The organism is Streptomyces sp. NPDC004732 (assembly GCF_040609235.1).
Lineage (GTDB): Bacteria > Actinomycetota > Actinomycetes > Streptomycetales > Streptomycetaceae > Streptomyces.
In genome coordinates this window covers 305926-328544 of the sequence record NZ_JBEXJR010000010.1, presented here as the reverse complement: position 1 = coordinate 328544, position 22619 = coordinate 305926, and the positions used below count along the sequence as shown (strand labels likewise).

Sequence of the window (22619 nt, the reverse complement as noted above, 5' to 3'; positions counted from 1 at the left end):
CTCCCCTGCCCCTGGCTGGGTGGGGGAGCGGCTGTCCGTCGGCTCAGCTCACCGGCGGCCCAGGAAGATGGGGTTGGTGAAGGCGGTGAGCGGGCCCGGCAGGCCGGTCACCACGGGGGCGTGGCGCACCTCCGCCCGTACGTAGGCGGCGTACGAAGCCGTCGTGCGCCACTCCAGCGTGCCCTCGCCGGACTCCGGCAGGGCGGGGCCGGTGTGCAGGACGCCCTGGTCGGTGACGAAGCGGGCCGTGCAGCCGGGCGCGCCCTTGACGTCGAGGCGGACCGTGACGGGGTCGTCGCGGTCGACGTCGAGGCGGCCGCCGATGCCCGCGTGCCGGCCCTTGCCGCCCGCCGCCGAGAAGGCGAGCTCCACGGACTTGGACTCGGCGACGTAGGAACGGCCGCGCCGGATGCCGTCCTGGATGGCCTCGCGGGTCAGGTCGTCGGCGAGGACGACGGTCTGCGGGCCGCCGATGCGGTCGGGGTCGCGGTGCGCGTCGCTGTTGCCCATGGCGGGGATCCACGGCCGGTCGCCGCGCACGGAGGCGACGAGCTGGCTGTCCCAGTCGGCGAGGGCGATCTCGTCGTCCGGCGTGTAGGCGCCGTTCCACGCCTCGATGACGTCCGCGTCGCCGAAGCCGAACTTCCAGTTGCAGCCGACGCAGGTCGCGTGCGGGTGGGCGGGGACGACGAGGCCGCCCGCTTCCCTGACCTTGCGCGCGTACTTGCCGAAGCGGTTGTCGCGTGCGCGGTAGCGCCAGTCGATGAACGTGCCGGGGTCCACGCCGAGGGCGACGACGTGCCCGTTCCTGGTCGTCACCTCCTCGCCGAGCATGATCAGGAGGTCGCCGCTCGCGTGCTCGGCCCAGTGGGGGTGCGCGGAGTGCGTGTTGTGCTCCGAGCTGTTGATGAAGTCGAGGCCCGCCGCACGGGCCAGCGCGGCGATCTCGGCGAGGGTGCGTTTGCCGTCGGAGTGGACGGAGTGGAGGTGGCAGTCGCCGCGGTACCAGGCGCGGCCGCGGCCCTTCGCGCGCTCGGGCGGGTAGGCCGGCTTGGGGGTCTTGCCGGGCGCCCCGTAGGTGAGGGTGATCGTCACCTCGTAGGGGAGACCCTCGGGGGCGACGGTGTACGGGCCGAGGGCGATGTGCCAGGTGCCCTCGCGGACCCGGCCCGGGATATAGCCGGGCGTCGCCTCGTCGGCGCGGATGAAGAACTCGGTGCGGGCGCCGCCGGACCAGCCGCGGAAGCCCTTGCCGCCGAGCTCCGTGCCGCGCTCGTCGAAGACGCCGATGTCGAGGGCGTTGCCCTGGGTGCCGGGCGGCACGGTCGGCTTCTGGTAGCTGTAGACGGCGCGGAACTCGCTCACCCCGTCGGGCACTTCGACCGGCAGGTACACGAAGTCGGGCGATCCGGTGGGCAGCGTCCCGCGCACCGTTCTCGTCTCCGTGCTCCCCGGCGCCCTGTCCCGGGCGGGAGCGCGCCGCTCGGCGCCGCTGGCGAAGCTCACGCTGCCCAACGTAATCGCGGCGGCGGCCCCCGTCACGAACAGTCCGCGCCGGTTCGGGCCGTTCGGGTGGTGTACGTCCTCGCACATGCTGCGGCTCCCCAGGGTGTCGTGTCGACGGTGACATGGGTGGTGCGTGCAACCCTGGTATTGAGCCGTGAACTGTGCGGCAAGGGAAGAAGATTGACGGACTTACGCGCGGTGGCCGCGCGGTGGGGCGGGTCAGTGGTTCTTGTGTGCGTTGCGTGCCTTGCGGGCGCGGAGCACCGCGAGGAGCACGAGGAGCACGACGACCACCAGGATGAGGACGACGATCAGCCCGATGACCCCGCCCTTCGACTTCTTGTGCTTCTTTTTCTTCTTGCCGGACTGCGCGGCCTGAGCCGTCTGCGCGGCCTGCCCGGTCTGCGCCTGCTGCACGGTCTGCCCGGCCCCGGCGGGCGCCGACGCACCGGGCCTGTGGTGCTGCGCGACGGCGGACGGTGGTGCGGCCGCGTACGACGCGGCGGGCGCGGCCCCGCCGAACAGGGCGGCGACGAGAAGGAGAGCGGTCGCGAGTCGCAGGCGCATGGCGAAACCCCCAGATGTCCCGGAAGTGTCCGGATCTGGCGCGCATGCTAGGACAACCGGAGGGTTACGTCACCCCTGTGCGCCCGCCGCCAGCAGCGCGGCCTCCGTCTCCCGGTGCGGCCCCGGCGCTCCGTTGCGCGCCCACCACAGCGGGGTGTGTCCCGTGCCGAGGTCCTCGCGCAGGTTCGGGTCGGCGCCGTGGGCGAGGAGCTCGCGGACCGTGTCGACGTGGCCCCAGGCGGCGGCCCCGCACAGGGGAGTGCCCTCGGTGACGTAGCGGCTCTCGGTGTTCGGCAGGGCTCCCGCGCGCAGCAGGACCCGCACGGTGTCGGCCGCTCCGTGCACCGATGCGGCGTACAGGGCGGTGGTGCCGTCGGCGTCCGGCAGCTCCGGGTCGAGCCCGGACCGCAGCAGGGACCTGACGGCGGCCGTCTCGCCCAGCGACGCGGCGAACACCAGGCGCGGGGTCAGCTTCTTCTGCCGTCGTCGGTTCACGCGCGTCACGCTAATCGGCGCACGGGCATGGACCAACCGACTTTCCAGGGATAGGAAGAGTGTCCCGCGCCGACAACCGGCCCGCACCGAACTCGCTCGGAGGGACCCGTGCGCATCTCCGCCACGCTCTACATGACCGACAGGACGATCACTCCGGTACGCCTGGCCCAGGAACTGGAGGGGCGTGGCTTCGCCGGTCTCTATCTCCCCGAGCACACCCACATCCCGGTGCCCCGCGAAACCCCCTATCCGGGCGGTGAACTGCCGCCCGAGTGCGCCCGCATGCTCAGCCCCTTCATCGCCCTCGCCCAGGCCGCCGCCGTCACCGAACGCATCGCCCTCGGCACGAACATCGCCCTGATCGCCCAGCACGACCCCATCGACCTCGCCAAGCAGATCGCGACCCTCGACCACCTCTCCGGCGGCCGCGTCACCCTCGGCATCGGCTACGGCTGGAACCGTGAGGAGGCCGAGGACCACGGCGTCCCGTGGCCGCGGCGCCGGGCGGTCGTGCGGGACCGGATGGCGGTCATGCGGGCGCTGTGGGCGGACCATCCGAAGGCGTACGAGGGGGAGTTCGGCGGGGTGCGGACGAGCGAGGTCCATCCGAAGCCGTGGCGGGCGCCCCGCAAACGGCTGGCGAAGGGGCCGCTGTTCGGGCCGCGCACGCTCATCGGCGGCGCGGCGGGGCCGGGTCTCTTCGCGCACGTCGCGGAGTACGCGGACGGCTGGATGCCGGTCGGCGGCAGCGGTCTGAGCGAGGCGCTGCCCGTGCTCAGGTCGGCGTGGGCGGACGCGGGGCGCGGGGCGGACGAGCTGTACGTGGCGGTGACGGCCGTCGCACCGGATCCGGGCAAGCTCGCCCACTACGGGGAGCTGGGGGTGGACGAGGTGATCGTGCAGCTGCCGCCCGCCGGGGAGACGGAGGTGTGCGCGGCGCTCGACGGGCTCGGGCAGTACGTGACTTCGTGACGCCATGACGTGCGCCCGCTTTTGCACCGGCGGAAGGGGCGGAAGTATCTGTAAGAGGCAGGTGTTCTCGCTCGTATGCTCGGAGACATGACCAACAGCGCGCAGCCCCCAGAGGCCGGACGACCCACCGCGAACGCCATGCGGCGCGCGCTCAGGAGGGCCAGGGACGGCGTCGCGCTCGACGTGACCGAGGCCGCGGTCCTGCTGCAGGCGCGCGGCGAGGACCTCGACGACCTCACCGCGTCCGCGGCCCGGGTGCGCGACGCGGGGCTCGAAGCCGCGGGGCGGCCGGGCGTCATCACGTACTCGAAGAGCGTGTTCATCCCGCTCACCCGGCTCTGCCGTGACAAGTGCCACTACTGCACCTTCGTGACCGTGCCCGGCAAGCTGCGCCGGGACGGCCACGGCATGTTCATGTCCCCGGACGAGGTCCTGGACATCGCCCGGCAGGGCGCGGCACTCGGCTGCAAGGAAGCCCTGATCACGCTCGGCGACAAGCCGGAGGACCGCTGGCCCGAGGCGCGGGAGTGGCTGGAGGCGGAGGGGTACGACGACACCATCGCGTACGTCCGGGCCATCTCCATCCGGATCCTGGAGGAGACGGGCCTCCTGCCGCACCTCAACCCGGGCGTCCTGACGTGGACGGACTTCCAGCGGCTCAAGCCCGTCGCGCCCAGCATGGGCATGATGCTGGAGACGACGTCGGAGCGGCTGTGGTCGGAGCCCGGCATGCCGCACTACGGCTCGCCCGACAAGGAGCCCGCCGTCCGGCTGCGGGTCCTCGAGGACGCGGGGCGTTCCTCGGTGCCGTTCACCAGCGGGCTGCTCATCGGGATCGGCGAGACGTACGAGGAGCGGGCCGACGCGCTGTTCGCGCTGCGCCGCGTGGCGCGCTCGTACCACGGCGTCCAGGAGCTGATCATCCAGAACTTCCGCGCCAAGCCGGACACGGCGATGCGCGGCATGCCCGACGCCGAGATCGACGACCTGGTCGCCACGATCGCCGTCGCCCGGCACATCATGGGCCCCTCGGGCAACATCCAGGCGCCGCCGAACCTCATCGCGGGGGAGTACGAGCGGCTCATCGGCGCGGGCATCGACGACTGGGGCGGCGTCTCGCCGGTCACGATCGACCACGTGAACCCCGAGAAGCCGTGGCCGCAGGTCGAGGAGCTGGCCGAGCGGTCGGCCGGGGCGGGCTTCCGGCTCGCCGAACGGCTCTGCGTCTATCCGGAGTTCGTGCAGCGCGGCGAGCCCTGGCTCGACCCGCGCCTCCTGCCGCACCTGCGGGCCCTCGCCGACCCCGACACCGGCCTCGCCCGCCCCGACGCGGTGGTCGAGGGCCACCCCTGGCAGGAGCCCGACGAGGGGTACGTCGCCTCCTCCGGCCGCACGGACCTGCACGCCACCATCGACACCACCGGCCGCACCACCGACCGGCGCGACGACTTCGACGAGGTGTACGGCGACTGGGAGGCGCTGCGCGAGCAGGCGGCGCCCGGCATGGTGCCCTCCCGCATCGACGGCGACGTGCGGGCCGCCCTGAAGCAGGCCGCCGACGACCCGACGAAGCTCACCGACGACGAGGCACTCGCCCTGCTGCACGCCGACGGGGCCGCGCTCGACGCGCTCTGCTCGGTCGCCGACGACATCCGCAAGACGGTCAACGGCGACGACGTCACGTACATCGTGACGCGCAACATCAACTTCACCAACGTCTGTTACACCGGCTGCCGCTTCTGCGCCTTCGCGCAGCGCAGGACCGACGCCGACGCCTACACCCTCTCGCTGGACCAGGTCGCCGACCGGGCCGCGCAGGCCTGGGACGTCGGCGCCGTCGAGGTGTGCATGCAGGGCGGCATCCACCCCGACCTGCCGGGCACCGCCTACTTCGACATCGCGCGGGCCGTGAAGGAGCGCGTGCCGGGCATGCACGTGCACGCGTTCTCGCCGATGGAGGTCGTCAACGGCGCGACCAGGACCGGGCTCTCCATCCGCGAGTGGCTCACCGCGGCCAAGGAGGCGGGGCTCGACTCCATCCCCGGGACGGCCGCCGAGATCCTCGACGACGAGGTGCGCTGGATCCTCACCAAGGGGAAGCTGCCGACGGCCACCTGGACCGAGGTGATCACGACCGCGCACGAGCTCGGCATCCGGTCGAGCTCCACGATGATGTACGGGCACGTGGACCAGCCCAGGCACTGGCTCGGCCACTTCCGCACGCTGGCCGGGATACAGCAGGAAGCGGTGGCCAAGGGCGTCGAGGGCTTCACGGAGTTCGTGACGCTGCCGTTCATCCACACCAACGCGCCCGTCTACCTCGCGGGCATCGCCCGGCCTGGCCCGACCACCCGCGACAACCGGGCCGTCACGGCCATGGCCCGGGTGCTGCTCCATCCGCACATCCCCAACATCCAGACCAGCTGGGTGAAGCTGGGCCAGGAGGGCGCCGCCGAGATGCTCAGGTCCGGCGCGAACGACCTGGGCGGGACGCTGATGGAGGAGACCATCTCCCGGATGGCGGGCTCCAGTTACGGCTCCTACCGGTCCGTCGAGGACCTGGTCGCCATCGCGGACGCGGCGGGGCGGCCCGCGAAGCCGCGCACGACGCTGTACGGCGAGGTGCCGCAGGAGCGGCAGCGGGCGGCGGCGGCCTCGGACGGGCACCTGCCGGAGCTGCTGCCGGTGCTGGACAGCTAGGACATGACGAAGGGGGGCCGAGCAGTGCGCTCGGCCCCCCTTGGTGGAACTACTTCGCCAGGAAGTCGCCGAAGCGCGCGTCCTTCTCCGGGGCGCCGACCGCGGCCGGGCCGAACGAGGTGATGCCGGTGGTGGTCAGGCCGCTCGCGGAGCCGCGCAGGTGCCAGACGGCGCCGGAGTCGGCGTAGGTGCCGTCCTCGCCGGGCGCGCCCACCGTCAGGTCGGCCTTGCCGTCCTTGTTGGTGTCCGAGAGCAGGACCGTGGCGCCGAACTTGTCGCCCTTCTCCGAGGCGCCGGGGACACCGGCCGTGGACTGGTCGAACGCCTGGGCGCCGGTGCCGGTCAGGCCGGAGCGGGAGCCCTTGAGGAGGACGACGCTGCCCGCGTCGGCGGTGGAGCCGATGTCCTCGCCGGGGACGCCGACGGCCACGTCCGCGAAGCCGTCGCCGTTCACGTCGCCCGCGCTGATGGCGGAGCCGAACTCGTCGCCGTCCTCACCGACGCCGGGCACGCCCGCGGTGTCCGCGGTGATCTTCGTGGAGCGGTCCGAGAGGCCGGACGCCGAGCCGTAGCGGACGAGGACGGTGCCCTTCTGGTAGGGCATGTCCTCGAAGCTGGTGCCGATGTCGCGGGTGACGAAGTCGCCGTAGCCGTCGCCGTCGATGTCCGCGACCGCGCCGCCGAGGGAGGGCGCGAGCTTCTGCGAGGTGGTGGCCACCCCGTTCTTGCCGCCCTTCCAGAGCTGGCTCTTGTGGGCCATCTCCTCGAAGCCGTGGCTGGTGACGATGTCGTCGACGCCGTCGCCGGTCACGTCGCCCACGACGAAGTCGCCGGGGCCGAAGGTCTGGCTGGTGACGACCTGCTGGGTGCTCGCGGCCTTGCCGTCGCGCTTGAACGGGCCGTACGAGATGGTCATGCCCGCGTCGTCGTTGTCCATCGGGTCCTCGGGCTCCGGGTACTCGGCCGTGACCAGGTCCCGCTTGCCGTCGCCGTTGAAGTCACCGGCGGTGACGCGCGCGCCGTTCGAGGCCAGCTCGGTGCTGCCCTCGCCGGAGAGGCCCTGGGCGGAGCCCCAGAGGACGACGGCCTTCGGGCCGCCGTTGACGACGAGGTCGGTGTAGCCGTCGCCGTCGAGGTCGGCCGCGGCCGTGGTGTTGCCGAAGTGGCCGCCGTCCTCGGCGGAGCCGGGTACGCCGGGCGTGGCGCGGCTGATGGTGACGGCGTGCGTCTGGTCGGGGCCGTTCGCCGAGCCGTACACGATCGAGACGCTGCCGGGGGCGTTGCCGCTGGAGCCGCCCGGGGCCGATATGGCGAGGTCCGCGTAGCCGTCGTGGTTGAAGTCGGTGACGGGGGCCTTCGGCGGGGTGGGCGCGGCCGCCGCGGAACCGGCGGTCGCCAGGGCGATCGGTGCCGTGAGCGAGGCGACTGCCACGGCGGTGATGAGACTGCGGCGCACTGTTCCTCCTGTGGGGGAATTTGTGTGGTCGTGTAGGAAGACGATCGTTCCGCGGAGAAGGTTGTACACCGCAGAGACTTCTGTGGTGCACACGCGCTTATGTCCCAACTCGGTTCCCGTTCACCTGATATCGGCCTCGATCTGGCTCATCCCTTGCGCCAGACTGGAGGTCCACGGGATGCGGGAGGGGCCGATGGCGCGGCTGAAGGTGTCCATGCAGGAGCTCATCCGGCGCAGGCGGCGGGCGGCCTTCGTGGGCCGTCGTGAAGAACTCCGTTTGTTCAGGGAGAACTTTGCGGTGCCGCCCGAGGACGACCGGCACCGCTTCCTCTTCCACGTGCAGGGCCCGGCGGGGGTCGGCAAGACCTCACTCGTGCGCGAAATGGGACAACTCGCCGCGGAGTGCGGGGCTTTCGTCGCCCATGTGGACGACGGGGTCCCGGACCTCCCAGGGGCGCTGGGCGAGATCGCCGCGCAGTACGCGCAACAGGGCAGGGCGATGAAGCCCCTGGACCGCGCACTCGCCGCGCACCGGCAGCGCATCCACGAGGCCGTGGCGGCCGCCGCCCGCGCCCCCGAGCCGGAGGTGCCGTCGGCGGGCAGCGTGGCGGTGGCCCGCGCCGGTGTCGTCGGGCTCGGCCTGGTGCCGGTCGTCGGCGCCCTCTCCGGCGTCGTCGACACGGACCGGGTCGCCCTGGGCGCGGACCGGCTGCGGGCCCGCTTCCGCAGCCACGAGGACGCCCGCCTCGCCCTGGAACCCGAGCGCGCGCTGACCCCCGTGCTCCTGGACGAGCTGGCCGGGGCCGCCGACGCCGCGCCGTGGCTGGTGCTGCTCTTCGACACGTACGAGCGGACGGCGCCGTTCCTGGACCGCTGGCTGCACGACGTGATGACGACGGACCGGTACGGCGAACTGCCCGCCAACGCAGTGGTGGTGACCGCGGGGCAGCGTCCCCTCGACCCCGTCCGCTGGGACGGCGCCGCGGACTTCGCCGCGGAACTGCCGCTGCGCCCCTTCACGGAGACCGAGGCGCGCGGCCTGCTCGCGGCCAAGGGCGTCGTCGACGAGCCGGTGATCGCGGAGGTCCTGCGGCTCTCCGGGCGGCTGCCCGTGCTCGTCTCCACCCTCGCCGAGACCGGCCCCACGGCCCCGGACGACGTCGGCGACCCGAGCGCCACCGCCGTGGAGCGGTTCCTGAAGGCCGAGCAGGACCCGGCGCGGCGCGCGGCCGCCCTGGACTGCGCGCTGCCCAGGCGCCTCGACGAGGAGATCGTGCGGGCCGCCGTGGACCGGGACGGCGACGGCCGGGGCACCGGCGGCGACGGCCCGGTGGAGCTGTACGCATGGCTGCGCACCATGCCGTTCGTCAGCCCGGACCGCCGGGGCACCGCCCGCTACCACGACGTCGTGCGCGCCCCGATGCTGCGCCTGCGCCGCAACACCGCGCCCGCCCTGTGGAGCGCGGGACACACCCGCCTCGCCGAGTTGTACGGGCGACGGCGCGCGGCGCTTGAGGAGGAGCTCAGGGGCGCGCCGGGCCGCCCCTGGATGCGCGCGGAGTGGCGCGCGTTGTGCGTCGACGAGCTGTACCACTCGCTCTGCGCCGGACCGCGTGCCGCGCTCCCCGGCGTGCTCCGCGCGGGGATCGAGGCGTGCCGCTTCGACACGGCGGTGGCCCGCGAGTGGGCGCGGGCGGTGACGGACGCCGCCGATGACACGGACGCGGACCACCTGCGGGCCTGGTCCGACGACCTCCGCGACGCGCTCGCCGACGAGGCGCTCGGCGCCCTGCGGGTGCTTGAACTCCTCCTCTCCCGTGGTGGGCTCGACGACGTGGGCCGGGTGGCCGCGCACAACGCGCACGGCCTGCGGCTCTTCCACCTCGGCAGGCTGCGGGAGGCCCTCACCGACCACGAGCGCGCCATCGCCATCGACCCCGGCGACCCGTGGGGCCACCACGGCCTCGCCGTCACCCACCGGGCCCTCGGCGAGTTCGAGACGGCGCTGCGTCACCTGGCGGCGGCCGACGAGGTGGCGCCCGGCGCGGAGTGGGTGGCGCGGGACCGCGGCGAGACGTACCGGCGCATGGGCCGCCCGGCGGAGGCCCTGCCCTGGCTGGACCGGGCACACGCCCTGGACCCGCGGGAACCGCTGACGCTGGGCAGCCGCGGCCAGGCCAAGTTCGTGCTCGGCCGCCCCCGCGAGGCCCTGGACGACCTGGACCGGGCGATCGACCTGTGGCCCGACTACCCCTGGGCGCTGCTGCGCAGGGCGCGCGTCAGACAGGCGCTCGGCGATCTGCGGGGCGCCCTCGACGACCTCGACCGCGCCCACGAAGCGGCCCCGGACGCGCCGGGCGCCCTCAGCGACCGGGGCGACATCCTGCGCTTCTCGTGCCACCACGAGGAGGCCGTCGCGGCCTACGACGCCGCCCTCGCCCTCGATCCCGGCCACACCTGGGCGTGGGGCAGCAGGTCCCTGTCCCTGGAGGCCCTGGGGCGCGAGGAGGAGGCCGTGGCATCGCTGGACGAGGCGCTGCGCATCGACCCGGAGTACGGGTGGGCGCGGGAGCAGCGGCAGCGGATGGTGGGGGCGGACACGGCCTGACCGGGGGCGGGGGGTCGCCGGGGGCGCCTTCCGGTCCCGTTGCGTGGAAGTGCCGGAACCGGTGATTTCGTAGCGACTGCGAAGCTCCCGTGAACGTCGTTCAAAAGCGACCTCAGGGACGACTCTTCGCATACCACTTGGTGCCTGAACCGATCGTTCCCAGTCGATTACAGTGCTGCAAAGTCGCAATCGGCCGAGGCGCGTCGAGGCATGTCACTGCACGGAGGGGGGCCCGCATGGGCACCGCAGCAGCCACCGGCGTCTGGGGCCGCGCCGAGCAGCAGGACTTCCGCAGCCGCGTGCGCGGCACGCTCCTCGGGGCCGCCCTGGGCGACGCCCTGGGGGCGCCCGTCGACGGCCTTTCGCTCGAAGAGATACGCGGGGAGCACGGAGCCGAGGGGCTCACCGAGCCCGCCCCCGCGCACGGCAGACGCGGCGCCGTGACCGCGGTCACCCAGCTCACCCTCTTCACCGTCGACGGACTCATACGCGCCCAGGTGCGGCGCGACACCGGCGCCTGGCACCCGCCGACCGACCTGCACCGCGCCTACCGCCGCTGGGCCGCGACCCAGAGCGACTGGGGCCCGGACGAGCGGCGCAAGGAGGACGGCTGGCTGGCCCGCGAGGAGTGGCTGTACTCGCGGCGCAACCCGTCCCGCGCCTGTCTGGTGGGGCTCGGCGACGAGGTGATGGGCACCCTCGACGCCCCGAAGAACCCGGCCGAGCGCGGCGCCGAGGCCGCCGTCAGGTCCGCGCCCTTCGGCCTCCTCGTCGGCTGGGAGCCGCAGCTCGTGCTGCAGCTCGCCGTCGAGTGCGCCGCCCAGACGCACGGCCACCCCACCGCCTACCTCGCGGCGGGCGCCCACACGGTGATCGTGCACGGGCTCGCCCGCGGGGAGTCCCTGGACGGCGCGATCCAGCGGTGCCTCGCCCTCCTCGCCGCCCGCCCGGGGCACCAGCCCGTCACGGACGCGCTCCGGCACGCGCTGGGCGCCGTGCGGCAGGGCATGCCCACACCGGCGCGCGTGGAGGAGCTCGTCGCGGACGGGACGGCCGAGGGCGTGCTGGCCGCCGCCGTGTACTCCGCGCTGGTCTGCGAGGACATCCGGCACGGGCTGCGGCTCGCCGTGAACCACGGCGGGGCGTCGGCGGCCTGCGGTGCGCTGTGCGGGGCGCTGCTCGGCGCGCTGCACGGGGAGACCGCGCTGCCGCCGGGGTGGCTCACGGAGCTGGAGGGCCGCCCCACCGTCCTGGAGATCGCGGACGACTTCGCCATGGAGATGACCCAGGGGCCCGCGCTGCACGGCCCCGCGCTCTCCTCGCCGGGCTGGCTGGCCCGCTACCCGCGGGCGTGACCTGCGCCTAGTTCTCGGCGGTCGCCGCCTCGAACGTGCGGCTCAGCAGGTCGTGGAGGGTGGCGCGCTCGGTGGCGTCCAGTGCGTCGAGGCCCGCCAGGGTGGCGTGCATGTTCGCGCGGATCGCGTCGACGGCCCGCTCGCCCTCGGGGGTGAGGACGACGTTCTTGACGCGGCGGTCGGTGGGGCTCGGCTCCCGGTGGACCAGGCCGCGCTTCTCCAGGCGGTCGATGATCCCGGTCATGTTCGACGCGTCGCAGGACAGCGTCCGGGCGAGGACCCGCATCGCGGCGGGCCCCTGGCGCAGCACGCTCAGCGTCTTGCCCTGGCTCGCGGTGAGGTTCTCGCTCGCCGCCGCCTCCGTGAAGTCCCCGTAGTAGGCACGGAGCGACACCGCGAGCAGCTCCATGAGCCGGGCCTTGTCGACGCTCGGTGTTCCAGGCATGTGAGCCACCTTACGCCATAAAACTTGACGATCTCAAATATTGAGGCTTACCTTCTTACAAGTTACTTGAAGTACTCAAGTATCGAGGTCTTCAAGTATCGAGGCCCTCAAGCAGTTGAGCAGCTGGAGAAGAAGCCACCGTGTCCCACGCACAGCAGCACGCGGCCCCGCCGAAACCCACCGGACAGACCGCCGTCGTCCTGGTGCTCGGGCTCGCGGCCATGGTCGTCTCGATGATGCAGACCCTGGTCGTCCCGATCCTGTCGATCATCCAGAACGAACTGGACGCCACCACGGCCGGCGTCAGCTGGGTGACCACCGCCACCCTGCTCTCGGCCGCCGTCTTCACCCCGCTGCTCGGCCGCTTCGGTGACCAGCACGGCAAGAAGCCCACCCTCATCGGTGTGCTGCTCGTGATGATCGCGGGCTCCGTGCTTGCCGCCACCACGACCTCCCTGACCTGGCTGATCGTCGGCCGGATCATGCAGGGCGCGGCCACCGCGATCTTCCCGCTCGCGCTCTCCGTGCTCCGCGAGGAGATCAGGCCCGCCAAGCTGCCCGGCGCGATGGCGCTGGTCAGCGGCACCCTGGCGTTCGGCAGCGGCCTCGCCCTGGTCGGCGCGGGCCTGCTGACCCAGGGCTCCGACCCCGACTACCACCGCGTGTTCTGGCTCGCGGTCGTCCTCGCCGTGGTGGCGCTCGTGGGCGTCGTGCTCGCCGTCCCCGCCTCGCGCTCGAAGACCGGCGGCCGCACCGACTGGCTGGGCGCGGGCACGCTGGCGCTGCTCCTCGTCCTGCTGCTCCTGCCGATCTCGCAGGGCCACGAGTGGGGCTGGACCTCCGGCCGCACCCTCGGCTCCTTCGCGGGCGCCGTCGTCATGGCGGGCGTGTGGGTCCTGACCGAACTGCGGGTCAAGGAGCCGATGGTGGACATGAAGATGTTCGCCCACCGCCCGGTCCTCTTCACCAACCTGGCCGGACTGCTGCTCGGCTTCGCGATGTTCGCCCAGTTCATCGGCGTCTCGTACCTCGTGCAGATGCCCGAGGACGTCGCCGGGTACGGCTTCGGCGCCTCGGTGCTCGGCGCCTCCGTCGTCTACCTGCTGCCCACCACGATCGTCTCGCTCCTCGGCGCCCAGTTCGGCGGCATCCTGGTCCGCAGGATCGGCGCACGCGTCACGCTCGCGGCCGGTGCGGCCTTCGGCGTGGTCGGCTTCGCCTGGCTGACCCTCGCGCACGACACCAGCGCCTCCGTCATCGGCGCGGGCATGATCATCGGCCTCGCGATCAGCTTCGGATACGCCTCGATGCCCGCGCTCATCGTCGCCAGCGTCCCGGCCCACCAGACCGGCATCGCCAACGGCATCAACTCCATCTCCCGCTCGGTCGGCAGCGCCATCGCGAGCGCGATGATCACCTCGCTGCTCGCGTCGAAGACCATCCCGCTGCCCGCGGGCATGCCCGCGCTGCCGCAGGAGAGCCAGTTCACGCTGAGCTTCGCCATCGCGGGGGCGGCCTTCGTCCTGGTCGTCGCGGTGGCCCTGGTCGGCCTCACGGCCCACCACGCCCCGCGCACGCCCCAGCTCCCGGTGACCCCGCCGGTGCCGGAGCGCGTGGGCGCCCCGTAAGGGGCGCGGGGAACTGCGCGAGCAACCACGGAAAAGCCGCAGACGCATGTGCCGGGATCCCGGCAGACGCGTCTGCGGCTTTTCGCGTGCTGAGCGCGCAGTTCCCCGCGCCCCTGACGGGGCGCAGTGCGCCCGCCCCCTAGGGGGCCACCGTGTCGTCCTGTGGCCGCGAAGGCGAGGGCACAACGGCTGCACCGGAGCCGTCGTCGTCCGTGTTGATCCGCTCGATGAGCGCATCCCGCTCGGGGGTGTCCTCGGGCTTCACGTAGCCGATGACGATGTAGAGGACGAGCGAGACCGCCAGCGGGATCGACACCTGGTACTGGAGGGCGACGCCGCCCTCGATGGCGTCGTCGATGGGGTAGTTGACCAGGTAGAAGGCGAAGAGCCCGGCCGCCCAGCTGGTCAGCGCCGCGGTCGGCCCGGACTTGCGGAACGTACGCAGCAGGCCCAGCATCATCGGGATCGCGATCGGCCCCATCAGACCGGCGACCCACTTGATGACGACCGTGATGATGTCCTTGAAGGCGGGGGAGTTGACCTGCGTCGCCACCGCCATGGACAGGCCCAGGAAGACCACCGTGGTCAGGCGCGCCGCGATCAGGCCCTTGCGTTCGTTCCAGGCCCGGGCCTTCGCGGAGAACGCCGGTGCCACGTCCCGGGTGAAGACCGCGGCGATCGCGTTGGCGTCGGAGGAGCACATGGCCATGGTGTGCGAGAAGAAGCCGACGATGACCAGGCCCAACAGGCCGTGCGGCAGCAGCTGTTCGGTCATCAGGGCGTACGCGTCCGAGCCGTCGGGCTTCTTGGCGTCGACCAGGAGCGGTGACATCCACATCGGGAAGAAGAGGACGACCGGCCAGACCAGCCACAGGATCGCGGAGAGCTTCGCGGAGCGCGCGGCCTCCTTCGCGTTGGCGGTCGCCATGTAGCGCTGCGCCTGGTTGAGCATGCCGCCGTTGTACTCGAAGAGCTTGATGAACAGGAACGCGAGCAGGAAGACCGTGCCGTACGGGCCGACCAGCGGCTTGCCGTGGCCCGCGAGTTCCGGCTCGTCCCAGACGCCGAAGAAGCCGCCGTGCGGGCCGAGCTTGGAGACGACCGCCACGAACATGGCGACGCCCGCGAGGAGTTGGATGATGAACTGGCCGAGTTCGGTCAGCGCGTCGGCCCAGAGCCCGCCGATGGTGCAGTAGATCGCCGTGATCACGCCGGTGATCAGGATGCCCTGGTTGAGGGAGACGCCGGTGAAGACGGACAACAGGGTGGCGATGGCCGCCCACTTGGCGCCGACGTCCACGATCTTGAGGAGCATGCCGGACCAGGCGAGGGCCTGCTGGGTGCCGAGGTTGTAGCGGTTCTTCAGGTACTCCAGCGGCGAGGCCACATGCAGGCGCGAGCGCAGCCGGTTGATGCGGGGGGCGAAGAGCCGGGCGCCGATGGCGATGCCGAGCGCGATGGGGAAGGACCAGGTGACGAAGGACGTCACGCCGTAGGTGTACGCGATGCCCGCGTACCCGGTGAACATCACCGCGCTGTAGCCCGACATGTGGTGCGAGATGCCCGACAGCCACCAGGGCATCTTGCCGCCCGCGGTGAAGAAGTCGCTGACGTTGTCGACCCGCTTGTGGGACCACAGGCCGATCGCGACCATCACGCCGAAGTAGCCGATGAGCACGGCCCAGTCGAGACTGTTCATATGGCCCTCCAGGGGTCCGCCTGGTGAACGGGCCGATGGGGACGAGAGCGGCCCAGAAGTGCCCGCTCATCGTGGGTTCGGGCACACGTCGGGGACAACCGGTCGCTAGGTCAAGAGCAAGTAAAATCGTTCTGTTTGCTGACTTGCGTTCATGTATCTGACCGGCGAGAGGGTGGGGCCGAACGCGCGAAAGCCGTACGGGAGTTGTCTCCCGTACGGCTTCCGAGTGCCTCCGCGGCTGTGTCTAGCGCATGATCTCCCCCGCGTTGACCAGCAGCGACTGCCCCGTGATCGAGCGCGCCCGGTCCGAGGCGAGGAACACCGCCGCGTCCGCCACGTCCCCGTCCGTCGCCAGGTCGGGCAGCGCCATGCGTTCCGTGAGGCGGTCCCGCACCGCCGCCTCCGGCACGCCCTCGGTGTGCGCGGTGAACTGGACGTACGCCTCGACCGGCGGGCCCCACATCCAGCCGGGCAGCACGGTGTTGACCCGGATCCGGTCCGGGCCGAGCTCGTGCGCCAGTGAGTACATCGCCGAGGTCAGCGCGCCCTTCGACGCCCCGTACGCCGCCTGGCGCACCTGCGAGGGCGACGCGATCGCCGACTGGGTGCCGATGAAGACCACCGAACCGCCGCGCCGCTCCCTGAGCGCGGGCAGACAGGCGCGCGTCATGCGCAGGGTGCCCAGCAGATTGACGTCGATGACCTGCTGCCAGGTGGCGAAGTCCGCGTCCTCCAGGCCGCCGAAGTAGCTGTCCCAGGCCGCGACGTGGACGACCGCGTCGATCCCGCCGAAGCGCTCCCGGGCCAGGGCCGCCAGCGCCTCGCACTGCCGCTCGTCGGTGATGTCGGTGGCCAGGTGGGCGGTGCGGGCGCCCTCGGGGTCGATCTCGGCGGCCGTCTTGGCGAGGTTCGCCGCCGTGCGCGCCCCGAGCACAGCGTTGCCGCCGTCGCGCACGACGGCCGCCGCGGCCTGATGGCCGAGCCCGGCGCCGACGCCCGAGACGACGACGGTCTTTCCCTCGAGGAGCGACGACTGCATGGGGCGCCTCCCGGCTCTGGCAGTTTTGCTGACGGGGCGTCAGAGTATGGGCGTGCATCGGAGGAAGGAAGAGGAAGGATGGGGAGAGACGTGAGTGATGACCCCAGCGCGGGCGCCCGCGAGGACACCCGGAGCGACGTCTACGCCGAGCTGGCCGCCGTCGGTCCCTACGGCGTGCGCCCCGGGCACGCCCTGATCACCATGGTCGAGCCGCACCCGGGGCACGAGTTCGCGTACAACCGCTGGTACGAGGACGACCACTACTACGCGGGCGCGATGGCCATGCCCTGGATGTACGCGGGGCGCCGCTGGGTGGCCACGCGCGAGCTCCAACTGCTGCGCTACCCCGACAAGTCCGCGATCGCCGAGCCGGTCACGTCAGGGTGCTACCTCTCCACGTACTGGGTGACGGAAGGGCGCTACGACGACCACATGAAGTGGACCGTCGGCATCAACAAGCGGCTCAACCGCGACGGCCGGGTCCACCAGGCCCGCACGCACGTCTTCACCTCCTTCCAGGACCACGAGGCGACCGTCTACCGGGACGGCGCGGCGGGCCCGCGCGACTTCCACGCGCTCGACCACCCGTACAAGGGCCTGGTCCTTGAGGTCATCGACGCCGAAGGGCCGCAGCAGCGCGGCGAACTGCTCGAATGGCTGCGCGCCCGGCACCTGCCGCGGGCGCTCGCCGGGTCGCCCGCCGCCATGGTCACGCTGTTCCGGCCGACGCCGCTGCCGGGGGACCGGATGACGTACGTGAAACAGGTCGAGGGCGTGGACACCCGGCTGACGCTGCTCTGGTTCCTCCAGGAGGACCCGCGGGACTGCTGGGAGGCGCACTTCGCCGGGCGGGACGAGGCGGTCGCGGAGTCGGGGCTCGGGCGGGTGGAGCTGGTGGCGCCGTTCATCCCCACGGTGCCGGGCACGGACCTGTACGTCGACGCCCTGCGCTGATCCGCGCGGCCCGCGGAAAGGGCCGAGCCCCCTCGGCCGGGACGGCGGGCCAGTCGAGAGGGCTCAAACGGTGCTGCCTATGCGGTTGTTCCTCTGTCGGTGTGCGCTGCAGTCTCACGCGAGGCCAGCAGCCCCCCTGCTCACCTCGCCGACGAACGCGTTCCACGACTCGGCGGGGAAGGCGAGGACCGGACCCTCCACGACCTTCGAGTCGCGCACGGAAATCCCGTGCCGCACCGGTGATTTGACCTCGACACACGCGCCGTTTCCGGTGGAATAGGAAGACTTGACCCACGTGTGCGAAGTACCTTGCTGAATCGCCATGTCCGCTCCGGTCTATCCAGTCGTTGAGTTGCTGTCGCCGCATCCCTGCGGTGGGCGCCAACGGTGCTGCTCGATGGCGTGAATGACGCTACTCGCCAACATCGTGGCGTGAAGGGATCGTTCACTCAACCGGATGGCATATTCCAGTGGGGACTTACGCATCGGCGTGACAAGGGTGTACCGTGCGGCGCTTTCGTGCGGATTGGGCCCGGGGGACCTGAATCAGCGGGGAATCAGCGGGGAATCAGCGGGCGTAGTCCTTCGCGATGTCCGCGATCAGCTGCCTCGACTGCTCGACGTTGAGTGCCTGGGCCCGCAGGTGTTCGTACATGACGCTGTACTGCTGGACGTCGTTCGCCTTCTCCAGGTACAGGTCGCTGGTGACGCCCTCGATGTAGACCACGCTGGAGTCGGCCGCGTCCGGGAACTCCAGGATCGCGTACTGCCCGTTGAGGCCCGGGTGCGCGCCCATCTCGAAGGGGATCACCTGGACCGTCACGTGCGGCTGCTGGGACTGCTCGACGAGGTGCTCCAGTTGGTCGCGCATCAGATGCCGGGAGCCGACGACGCGGCGCAGCGCGGATTCGTCCAGCACGGTCCACAGGCGCAGCGGCAGGTCCGGCGCCGAGATGCGGTCCTGGCGGCGCATGCGCACCTGGACGCGCTTCTCGATGTCCGTGGGGGTGGTCTCCGGGAGCGCGCCGGTGATCAGCGCCTCCGCGTACGCCCGGGTCTGCAGCAGGCCGGGGACGACCTGGGGGTCGTAGACGCGCAACGACGCGGCGTCCGTCTCCAGGCCGATGTACACGCTGTAGGGAATGTCGCCGAAGGAGTGCCACCAGCCCTGCTGGCGGGAGTCCTTGGCCATCTGCATGAGGGAGTCGACGACGCGGTGGTCCTCGACCTCATAGACGCCGCACAGGTCGCGGACGTCGCGCTGACTGATCGAGCGGCGGCCGTTCTCGAGGCGGCTGATCTTCGACTGCGAGACGAGCAGACGCTCGGCGACCTCCTCGGCCGTCATGCCTTTGAGCTCACGGAGCCGGCGGAGCTCCTGGCCCAACCGGCGCCGCCTGACGGTGGGATTGACATTGGACGCCACGGGACGTGCACCTCCGGCTTGCATTCCTCTACTTTGCGTATCTACTGCTCAGCAGAGTGCCACCAACGAGGTCGGCACCGCTGGGAAACAGCGGATGTGCGAACGTGAGGGCGGCCGCGCGGGGCGGTGGAACCGGGGTGTCGTCGTCCGGACGGTCCGGTCCCACTCCCCGCGCGGCCCAGCGGCTCCCGAACCGGGTCTGGGGACTGCGGCGCGGCGCTGGTGCGGTGGTGCTGAGCGGTTGCGCGATGGTGGTGCGCGGTTACGTGATGCGGTGCGTGATGACGCGGTGGTGCTGAACCGTGCTCGGTTTGCTGCTCAACGTGCTGCTGGCTGTGCTGCTTGCTGTGCTGCTCAGTGAGCGACGGCGCGTGCCATGGATCCGCGGCGCGGTTGCAGTGGCACCCCGCCGGGGTCCGCTGTCGCCCTTGCCTGCTGCCTGCCACCGCCCGGTCCTGTGGGACCCGCGGGTGCGGCGCTGCGTCGCGGCTGGGCCGCCACGCCGTTCTGAACGTCCATCACGGCATGCGCCACGAGGCCGCCCATGGGGTCGTGCCTGATCAGGTCCCGGAGCCGGGAGCGCGATGAACGCCCCTCGTTCCCGGGGTACAGATGCTTGCCGAGACCGACCGCATGGGCCAGGGCGGCGAGCGCGGCGGTCCGCGGGTCCGGCGGTACGCCGGTGCGGATCGCCGAATCGAGCCGGGACCTGATTTCCCGGCTGATGGCCGTGTCCGTCGCTTGGTAGCGAGTTGTCGGCAGCACCCCGCACATCTGGCCCGCCACGGCATGAACCATGCCGCACCGCTCCAGGTGCGAGAGGTACGTCTGACGGAGCCCCAGTCGGGGCCCGCCGATCCAGTGGACCGCCCGAACCGGGCTGCCGCGCCTGCGCAGCAGTTCCAGTGCGGAGTCCAGAGTTGGATCTCCGGTCGGCCGTGGCATCACCACGGCGATACGATCCCCGTCTGGGGCTATCCGTCCGGCCAGCGCCAGCTCCACTAGCTGTGCTCCGGCCAGACCGAGGTCGAGCGACTGCGGCTGCGCTGTGGTACCCGTGGTCGGGTCCAAAGCGAGCAGCAGAAGCTCCTCCGGAATTGTTCTGCGGCTCCTGCCCATCCATGCCTCCCCGCGTGGATGAATGACAGGGTGACCCCTCTCACATTGGTCTGTCGAGAGCGCGTGGTCGGGTTGTACGGGAACCAGTAGGTATGTCGTTCTCGTCTACCACGGGGGTTAAGCCCTCACACAGGACACTGGTACACGGTTCGGACAGTGGTGTCCGGCCGGATTTGGCGCACGGCCAGCACACGGCAAGCATCAGCATCGGCAAACGGCATGGCGTACGAGGAGGCATCGGTGGCGGGCGAGACCCCCGACAGATCGAAGCAGCGGAAGTCGTCGGGGAACCCGACCCCGGAGGAGACCTCCGGGCCGGCGCCGGAGGAACGCGACCCGCGTCTCGCGATGACTCGCGAGACGCCGCAGGTGCGGGAGGACCGGGCGACCGCCGTCTTCTCGACGAAGGACGTCGCCGAGGCGGCGGCCGGTTCCGACGGTTCCGACGGGCCGGACCCCGGGCCGGACCTCGGGACGGCGTCCGAGCCCGAGCCGGAGCCGGAGCCGGGCCCCGAGACCGAGCCCGAGGCCGCGTCGGAGTCCGAGTCAGGGGACTCTGCCGAGGGCGAGGCTGAGGCTGAGACGGCGGACGCTCCCAAGCAGGACGCTCCCAAGCAGGACGCGCCCAAGGCGGAGGCGAACGGCGACGCGCGGCTGCGGGACGCGGTGGCGGCGTGGGTCGCGACCTCCGACGACCCGGAGCCCGAGTCCGCGTCGGAGTCCGAGTCCGAGTCGGCGGAGGAGAGCTCCGACGCGACGGACAAGCCGGAAGCGGCCGACGAGCCGAAGCCGAAGCCGAAGTCGGACCCGAAGCCGGAACCTTCCGCCAAGGACGACGCCGAAGCCGACGCCGAAGCCGAGGACACCCCGGAAGAAGCCGAGGACACCCCCAAGTCCACCGGCGTCGACCAGGCCACCGCCGTCTTCAAGGCCCTGCCCCCGAAGGGCACCGGCAAGGCCGTCGACCAGCCCACCACCATGCTCAAGCTGGGGGATCACAAGGACCCCAAGGGCGAGGGTGCAAAGGGAACTGCAAAGGCAAAGCCCGAGGGTGAGGCCGAGCGGACCAGCAAGTTCGTCGCGCTGAAGCCGCTCGACGAGCCGTCCGCGCGCACCGCGCCCAAGACGGCTCCCAAGGGCGAACCGGCCGCAGCGCCGGAGTCGAAGGCGCCGTCCAAGGCGGAGCCCAAGGTCGCCCCCAAGGCCGCGCCCAAGGACCCCAAGGCCAAGGCGGCCCCCGCGGCCCCCGTCGCGCCCGCGGGCCCCGCCGTGCCCCCACCGGTGGAGCGCACCACCCAGCAGCCGCTGCCGCCCAAGCCGCCGATCGACCTGCTCGCCGAGCTGACCAACACCCCGCCGCCGCCGGAGACCCCGGTCCGTACCGCCGTGCGCCGGGTCAAGATCTGGACGCCGCTGGTCCTGCTCCTGATCGTCGTCTTTGCAGTCGTACAGGCTGTGCGGCCGCTGCCGACGCCCACCCTGCAGCTCACCGCGCAGGAGAGCGTGTCGTTCGAGGGCGACAAGCCGGACGTGCCGTGGCCGAGCGACGGCCAGGCCGCGATGGACGTCAACGGCATCGGCACGTTCGGTACGTCGGGTGACCAGAAGCCCGTGCCGATCGCGAGCATCGCGAAGGTCATGACGGTCTACCTGATCCTGCGGGACCACCCGCTGGAGAAGGGCAAGGACGGCCCGAAGATCCCCGTCGACGCCGCCGCGCAGAAGCACTACGAGACCGGCAAGCCCGCCAACGAGTCGGTCGTCAAGGTCACCGAGGGCCAGAAGATCACCGAGTACGAGGCGCTGCAGGCGGTCATGCTCCCGTCGGCGAACAACGTCGCCAAGCTGCTCGCCCGCTGGGACACCAAGAGCAGCTCCGAGGACGAGTTCGTCGCGAAGATGAACAAGACCGCCAAGGAGCTGGGGATGAAGAACACCCACTACACGGACCCCAGCGGCCTCGACAAGACGACCGTCTCCACCGCCGAGGACCTCGTGAAGCTCGGCCGCGCGGCCATGGAGAACCCCGTCTTCAACGAGATCTCCCGCCAGCCGAGCTACACGGACCTCAACAACGACAAGCAGACGAACTTCTTCAAGCTCGTCCCGACCGTCGCCATCGGCATCAAGACCGGCACCACCACCGCGGCCGGCGGCAACATCCTCTTCGCCGCGGAGAAGGTGATCGACGGCAAGAGGCAGACGATCATCGGCGCCGCCCTCGGCCAGTACGGCACCGACGGCGTCGCCAACATCGACAAGGTCACCAACGTCACCAAGGACCTGATCGCGGCCGGGCAGGATGCCCTCAAGGCCAAGACGATCGTGAAGAAGGGCGACGTCGTCGGCAATGTGGACGACGGCCTCGGCGGCACGACTCCGGTCGTCGCCACCAAGGACGTCTCCGCGGTCGGCTGGTCGGGCCTGACCGTCAAGCTGCAGCTCGACGACATCAAGGGCAAGACCATTCCGAACACGGCGAAGGCAGGCACCAAGGTCGGTGTGCTGCACGTCGGCGACGGCAAGGGCGACGCCGTCGAGGTGCCGGTCGCGCTGCAGAAGGACCTCAGCGAACCGGGCTTCGGCGCCAAGCTGACCCGGGTCGGCTGAGCCCCGCGAGGGGAGGCCCGCCACGGGCCTCCCCTCGCGC

17 protein-coding genes are annotated in these 22619 nt (G+C 71.6%); 7 read left to right on the top strand and 10 right to left on the bottom strand.

Annotated elements, in window-relative coordinates; genetic code table 11:
• Positions 1–48 precede the first annotated feature (48 nt).
• The 3 genes from ABZV77_RS30235 to ABZV77_RS30225 form a co-directional block, all read right to left on the bottom strand.
• On the bottom strand, positions 49–1593 hold the full coding sequence (locus tag ABZV77_RS30235) for a CehA/McbA family metallohydrolase (RefSeq protein ID WP_356263456.1): 1545 nt from the start codon (positions 1591–1593) through the stop codon (positions 49–51).
• A 132-nt stretch (positions 1594–1725) separates the two neighbouring features.
• Positions 1726–2073, bottom strand: a complete 348-nt coding sequence (locus tag ABZV77_RS30230; RefSeq protein ID WP_356263453.1) for a hypothetical protein — start codon at positions 2071–2073, stop codon at positions 1726–1728.
• Between the two features lie 69 nt (positions 2074–2142).
• On the bottom strand, positions 2143–2568 hold the full coding sequence (locus ABZV77_RS30225; RefSeq protein WP_356263452.1) for an ankyrin repeat domain-containing protein: 426 nt from the start codon (positions 2566–2568) through the stop codon (positions 2143–2145).
• A 108-nt stretch (positions 2569–2676) separates the two neighbouring features.
• Between ABZV77_RS30225 and ABZV77_RS30220 the strand changes: the two genes are divergently transcribed.
• The gene (locus ABZV77_RS30220; RefSeq protein WP_356263449.1) at positions 2677–3540 is read left to right on the top strand and encodes a TIGR03619 family F420-dependent LLM class oxidoreductase; all 864 of its coding nucleotides are present in this window, start codon (positions 2677–2679) and stop codon (positions 3538–3540) included.
• Positions 3541–3627: 87 nt separating this feature from the next.
• The gene (locus ABZV77_RS30215) at positions 3628–6240 is read left to right on the top strand and encodes a bifunctional FO biosynthesis protein CofGH (RefSeq protein WP_356263446.1); all 2613 of its coding nucleotides are present in this window, start codon (positions 3628–3630) and stop codon (positions 6238–6240) included.
• 49 nt (positions 6241–6289) lie between these two features.
• On the opposite strand, the gene ABZV77_RS30210 is transcribed toward ABZV77_RS30215, so the two are convergent.
• Positions 6290–7696, bottom strand: coding sequence for an FG-GAP-like repeat-containing protein (locus tag ABZV77_RS30210; protein ID WP_356263443.1), 1407 nt, complete (start codon positions 7694–7696; stop codon positions 6290–6292).
• Between the two features lie 214 nt (positions 7697–7910).
• Here ABZV77_RS30210 and ABZV77_RS30205 point away from each other — a divergent pair, with 214 nt between their 5' ends.
• Together ABZV77_RS30205 and ABZV77_RS30200 are read left to right on the top strand one after the other, a co-directional pair.
• Positions 7911–10304 (top strand): tetratricopeptide repeat protein, encoded by a 2394-nt coding sequence (locus ABZV77_RS30205; protein WP_356263440.1) that lies wholly within the window; start codon positions 7911–7913, stop codon positions 10302–10304.
• A 236-nt stretch (positions 10305–10540) separates the two neighbouring features.
• Positions 10541–11659 carry an ADP-ribosylglycohydrolase family protein gene (locus ABZV77_RS30200; protein ID WP_356263438.1) on the top strand — a complete coding sequence of 373 codons (1119 nt, stop codon included), beginning with the start codon at positions 10541–10543 and terminating at the stop codon, positions 11657–11659.
• Positions 11660–11666: 7 nt separating this feature from the next.
• Here ABZV77_RS30200 and ABZV77_RS30195 read toward each other — a convergent pair whose 3' ends face one another.
• The gene (locus tag ABZV77_RS30195) at positions 11667–12104 is read right to left on the bottom strand and encodes a MarR family transcriptional regulator (RefSeq protein WP_356263435.1); all 438 of its coding nucleotides are present in this window, start codon (positions 12102–12104) and stop codon (positions 11667–11669) included.
• Between the two features lie 140 nt (positions 12105–12244).
• Between ABZV77_RS30195 and ABZV77_RS30190 the strand changes: the two genes are divergently transcribed.
• Positions 12245–13732 carry an MFS transporter gene (locus ABZV77_RS30190; protein ID WP_356263432.1) on the top strand — a complete coding sequence of 496 codons (1488 nt, stop codon included), beginning with the start codon at positions 12245–12247 and terminating at the stop codon, positions 13730–13732.
• A 139-nt stretch (positions 13733–13871) separates the two neighbouring features.
• Here ABZV77_RS30190 and ABZV77_RS30185 read toward each other — a convergent pair whose 3' ends face one another.
• Together ABZV77_RS30185 and ABZV77_RS30180 are read right to left on the bottom strand one after the other, a co-directional pair.
• Complete coding sequence (locus ABZV77_RS30185; RefSeq protein ID WP_356263429.1) at positions 13872–15431, bottom strand: sodium:solute symporter family protein; 1560 nt, start codon at positions 15429–15431, stop codon at positions 13872–13874.
• A gap of 244 nt (positions 15432–15675) precedes the next feature.
• Complete coding sequence (locus ABZV77_RS30180; protein WP_356263426.1) at positions 15676–16470, bottom strand: SDR family oxidoreductase; 795 nt, start codon at positions 16468–16470, stop codon at positions 15676–15678.
• A gap of 78 nt (positions 16471–16548) precedes the next feature.
• Between ABZV77_RS30180 and ABZV77_RS30175 the strand changes: the two genes are divergently transcribed.
• Positions 16549–17424 (top strand): hypothetical protein, encoded by an 876-nt coding sequence (locus ABZV77_RS30175; protein WP_356263423.1) that lies wholly within the window; start codon positions 16549–16551, stop codon positions 17422–17424.
• Between the two features lie 114 nt (positions 17425–17538).
• Here the strand turns inward: ABZV77_RS30175 and ABZV77_RS30170 are convergent, their stop codons facing one another.
• From ABZV77_RS30170 to ABZV77_RS30160, 3 genes are all read right to left on the bottom strand, one after another.
• Positions 17539–17748, bottom strand: a complete 210-nt coding sequence (locus ABZV77_RS30170; RefSeq protein ID WP_356263420.1) for a DUF397 domain-containing protein — start codon at positions 17746–17748, stop codon at positions 17539–17541.
• Between the two features lie 244 nt (positions 17749–17992).
• A complete protein-coding gene (locus tag ABZV77_RS30165; RefSeq protein ID WP_356263417.1) occupies positions 17993–18850 on the bottom strand; it encodes a helix-turn-helix transcriptional regulator in 858 nt (285 codons plus the stop codon).
• A 354-nt stretch (positions 18851–19204) separates the two neighbouring features.
• Positions 19205–19969 carry a GPP34 family phosphoprotein gene (locus tag ABZV77_RS30160; protein ID WP_356263415.1) on the bottom strand — a complete coding sequence of 255 codons (765 nt, stop codon included), beginning with the start codon at positions 19967–19969 and terminating at the stop codon, positions 19205–19207.
• Between the two features lie 219 nt (positions 19970–20188).
• Here ABZV77_RS30160 and ABZV77_RS30155 point away from each other — a divergent pair, with 219 nt between their 5' ends.
• Positions 20189–22579: a D-alanyl-D-alanine carboxypeptidase gene (locus ABZV77_RS30155; protein WP_356263412.1), complete on the top strand. Its 2391-nt coding sequence runs from the start codon at positions 20189–20191 to the stop codon at positions 22577–22579.
• Positions 22580–22619 lie beyond the last annotated feature (40 nt).

What these genes read in the sequence shown, in the direction of transcription:
- ABZV77_RS30235 (WP_356263456.1), bottom strand. Translation starts at nt 1,593, where the DNA reads ATGTGCGAGGACGTACACCACCCGAACGGCCCGAACCGGCGCGGACTG.
- ABZV77_RS30230 (WP_356263453.1), bottom strand. Translation starts at nt 2,073, where the DNA reads ATGCGCCTGCGACTCGCGACCGCTCTCCTTCTCGTCGCCGCCCTGTTC.
- ABZV77_RS30215 (WP_356263446.1), top strand. Translation starts at nt 3,628, where the DNA reads ATGACCAACAGCGCGCAGCCCCCAGAGGCCGGACGACCCACCGCGAAC.
- ABZV77_RS30205 (WP_356263440.1), top strand. Translation starts at nt 7,911, where the DNA reads ATGCAGGAGCTCATCCGGCGCAGGCGGCGGGCGGCCTTCGTGGGCCGT.
- ABZV77_RS30200 (WP_356263438.1), top strand. Translation starts at nt 10,541, where the DNA reads ATGGGCACCGCAGCAGCCACCGGCGTCTGGGGCCGCGCCGAGCAGCAG.
- ABZV77_RS30195 (WP_356263435.1), bottom strand. Translation starts at nt 12,104, where the DNA reads ATGCCTGGAACACCGAGCGTCGACAAGGCCCGGCTCATGGAGCTGCTC.
- ABZV77_RS30185 (WP_356263429.1), bottom strand. Translation starts at nt 15,431, where the DNA reads ATGAACAGTCTCGACTGGGCCGTGCTCATCGGCTACTTCGGCGTGATG.
- ABZV77_RS30180 (WP_356263426.1), bottom strand. Translation starts at nt 16,470, where the DNA reads ATGCAGTCGTCGCTCCTCGAGGGAAAGACCGTCGTCGTCTCGGGCGTC.
- ABZV77_RS30175 (WP_356263423.1), top strand. Translation starts at nt 16,549, where the DNA reads ATGGGGAGAGACGTGAGTGATGACCCCAGCGCGGGCGCCCGCGAGGAC.
- ABZV77_RS30170 (WP_356263420.1), bottom strand. Translation starts at nt 17,748, where the DNA reads ATGGCGATTCAGCAAGGTACTTCGCACACGTGGGTCAAGTCTTCCTAT.
- ABZV77_RS30160 (WP_356263415.1), bottom strand. Translation starts at nt 19,969, where the DNA reads ATGGGCAGGAGCCGCAGAACAATTCCGGAGGAGCTTCTGCTGCTCGCT.
- ABZV77_RS30155 (WP_356263412.1), top strand. Translation starts at nt 20,189, where the DNA reads ATGGCGTACGAGGAGGCATCGGTGGCGGGCGAGACCCCCGACAGATCG.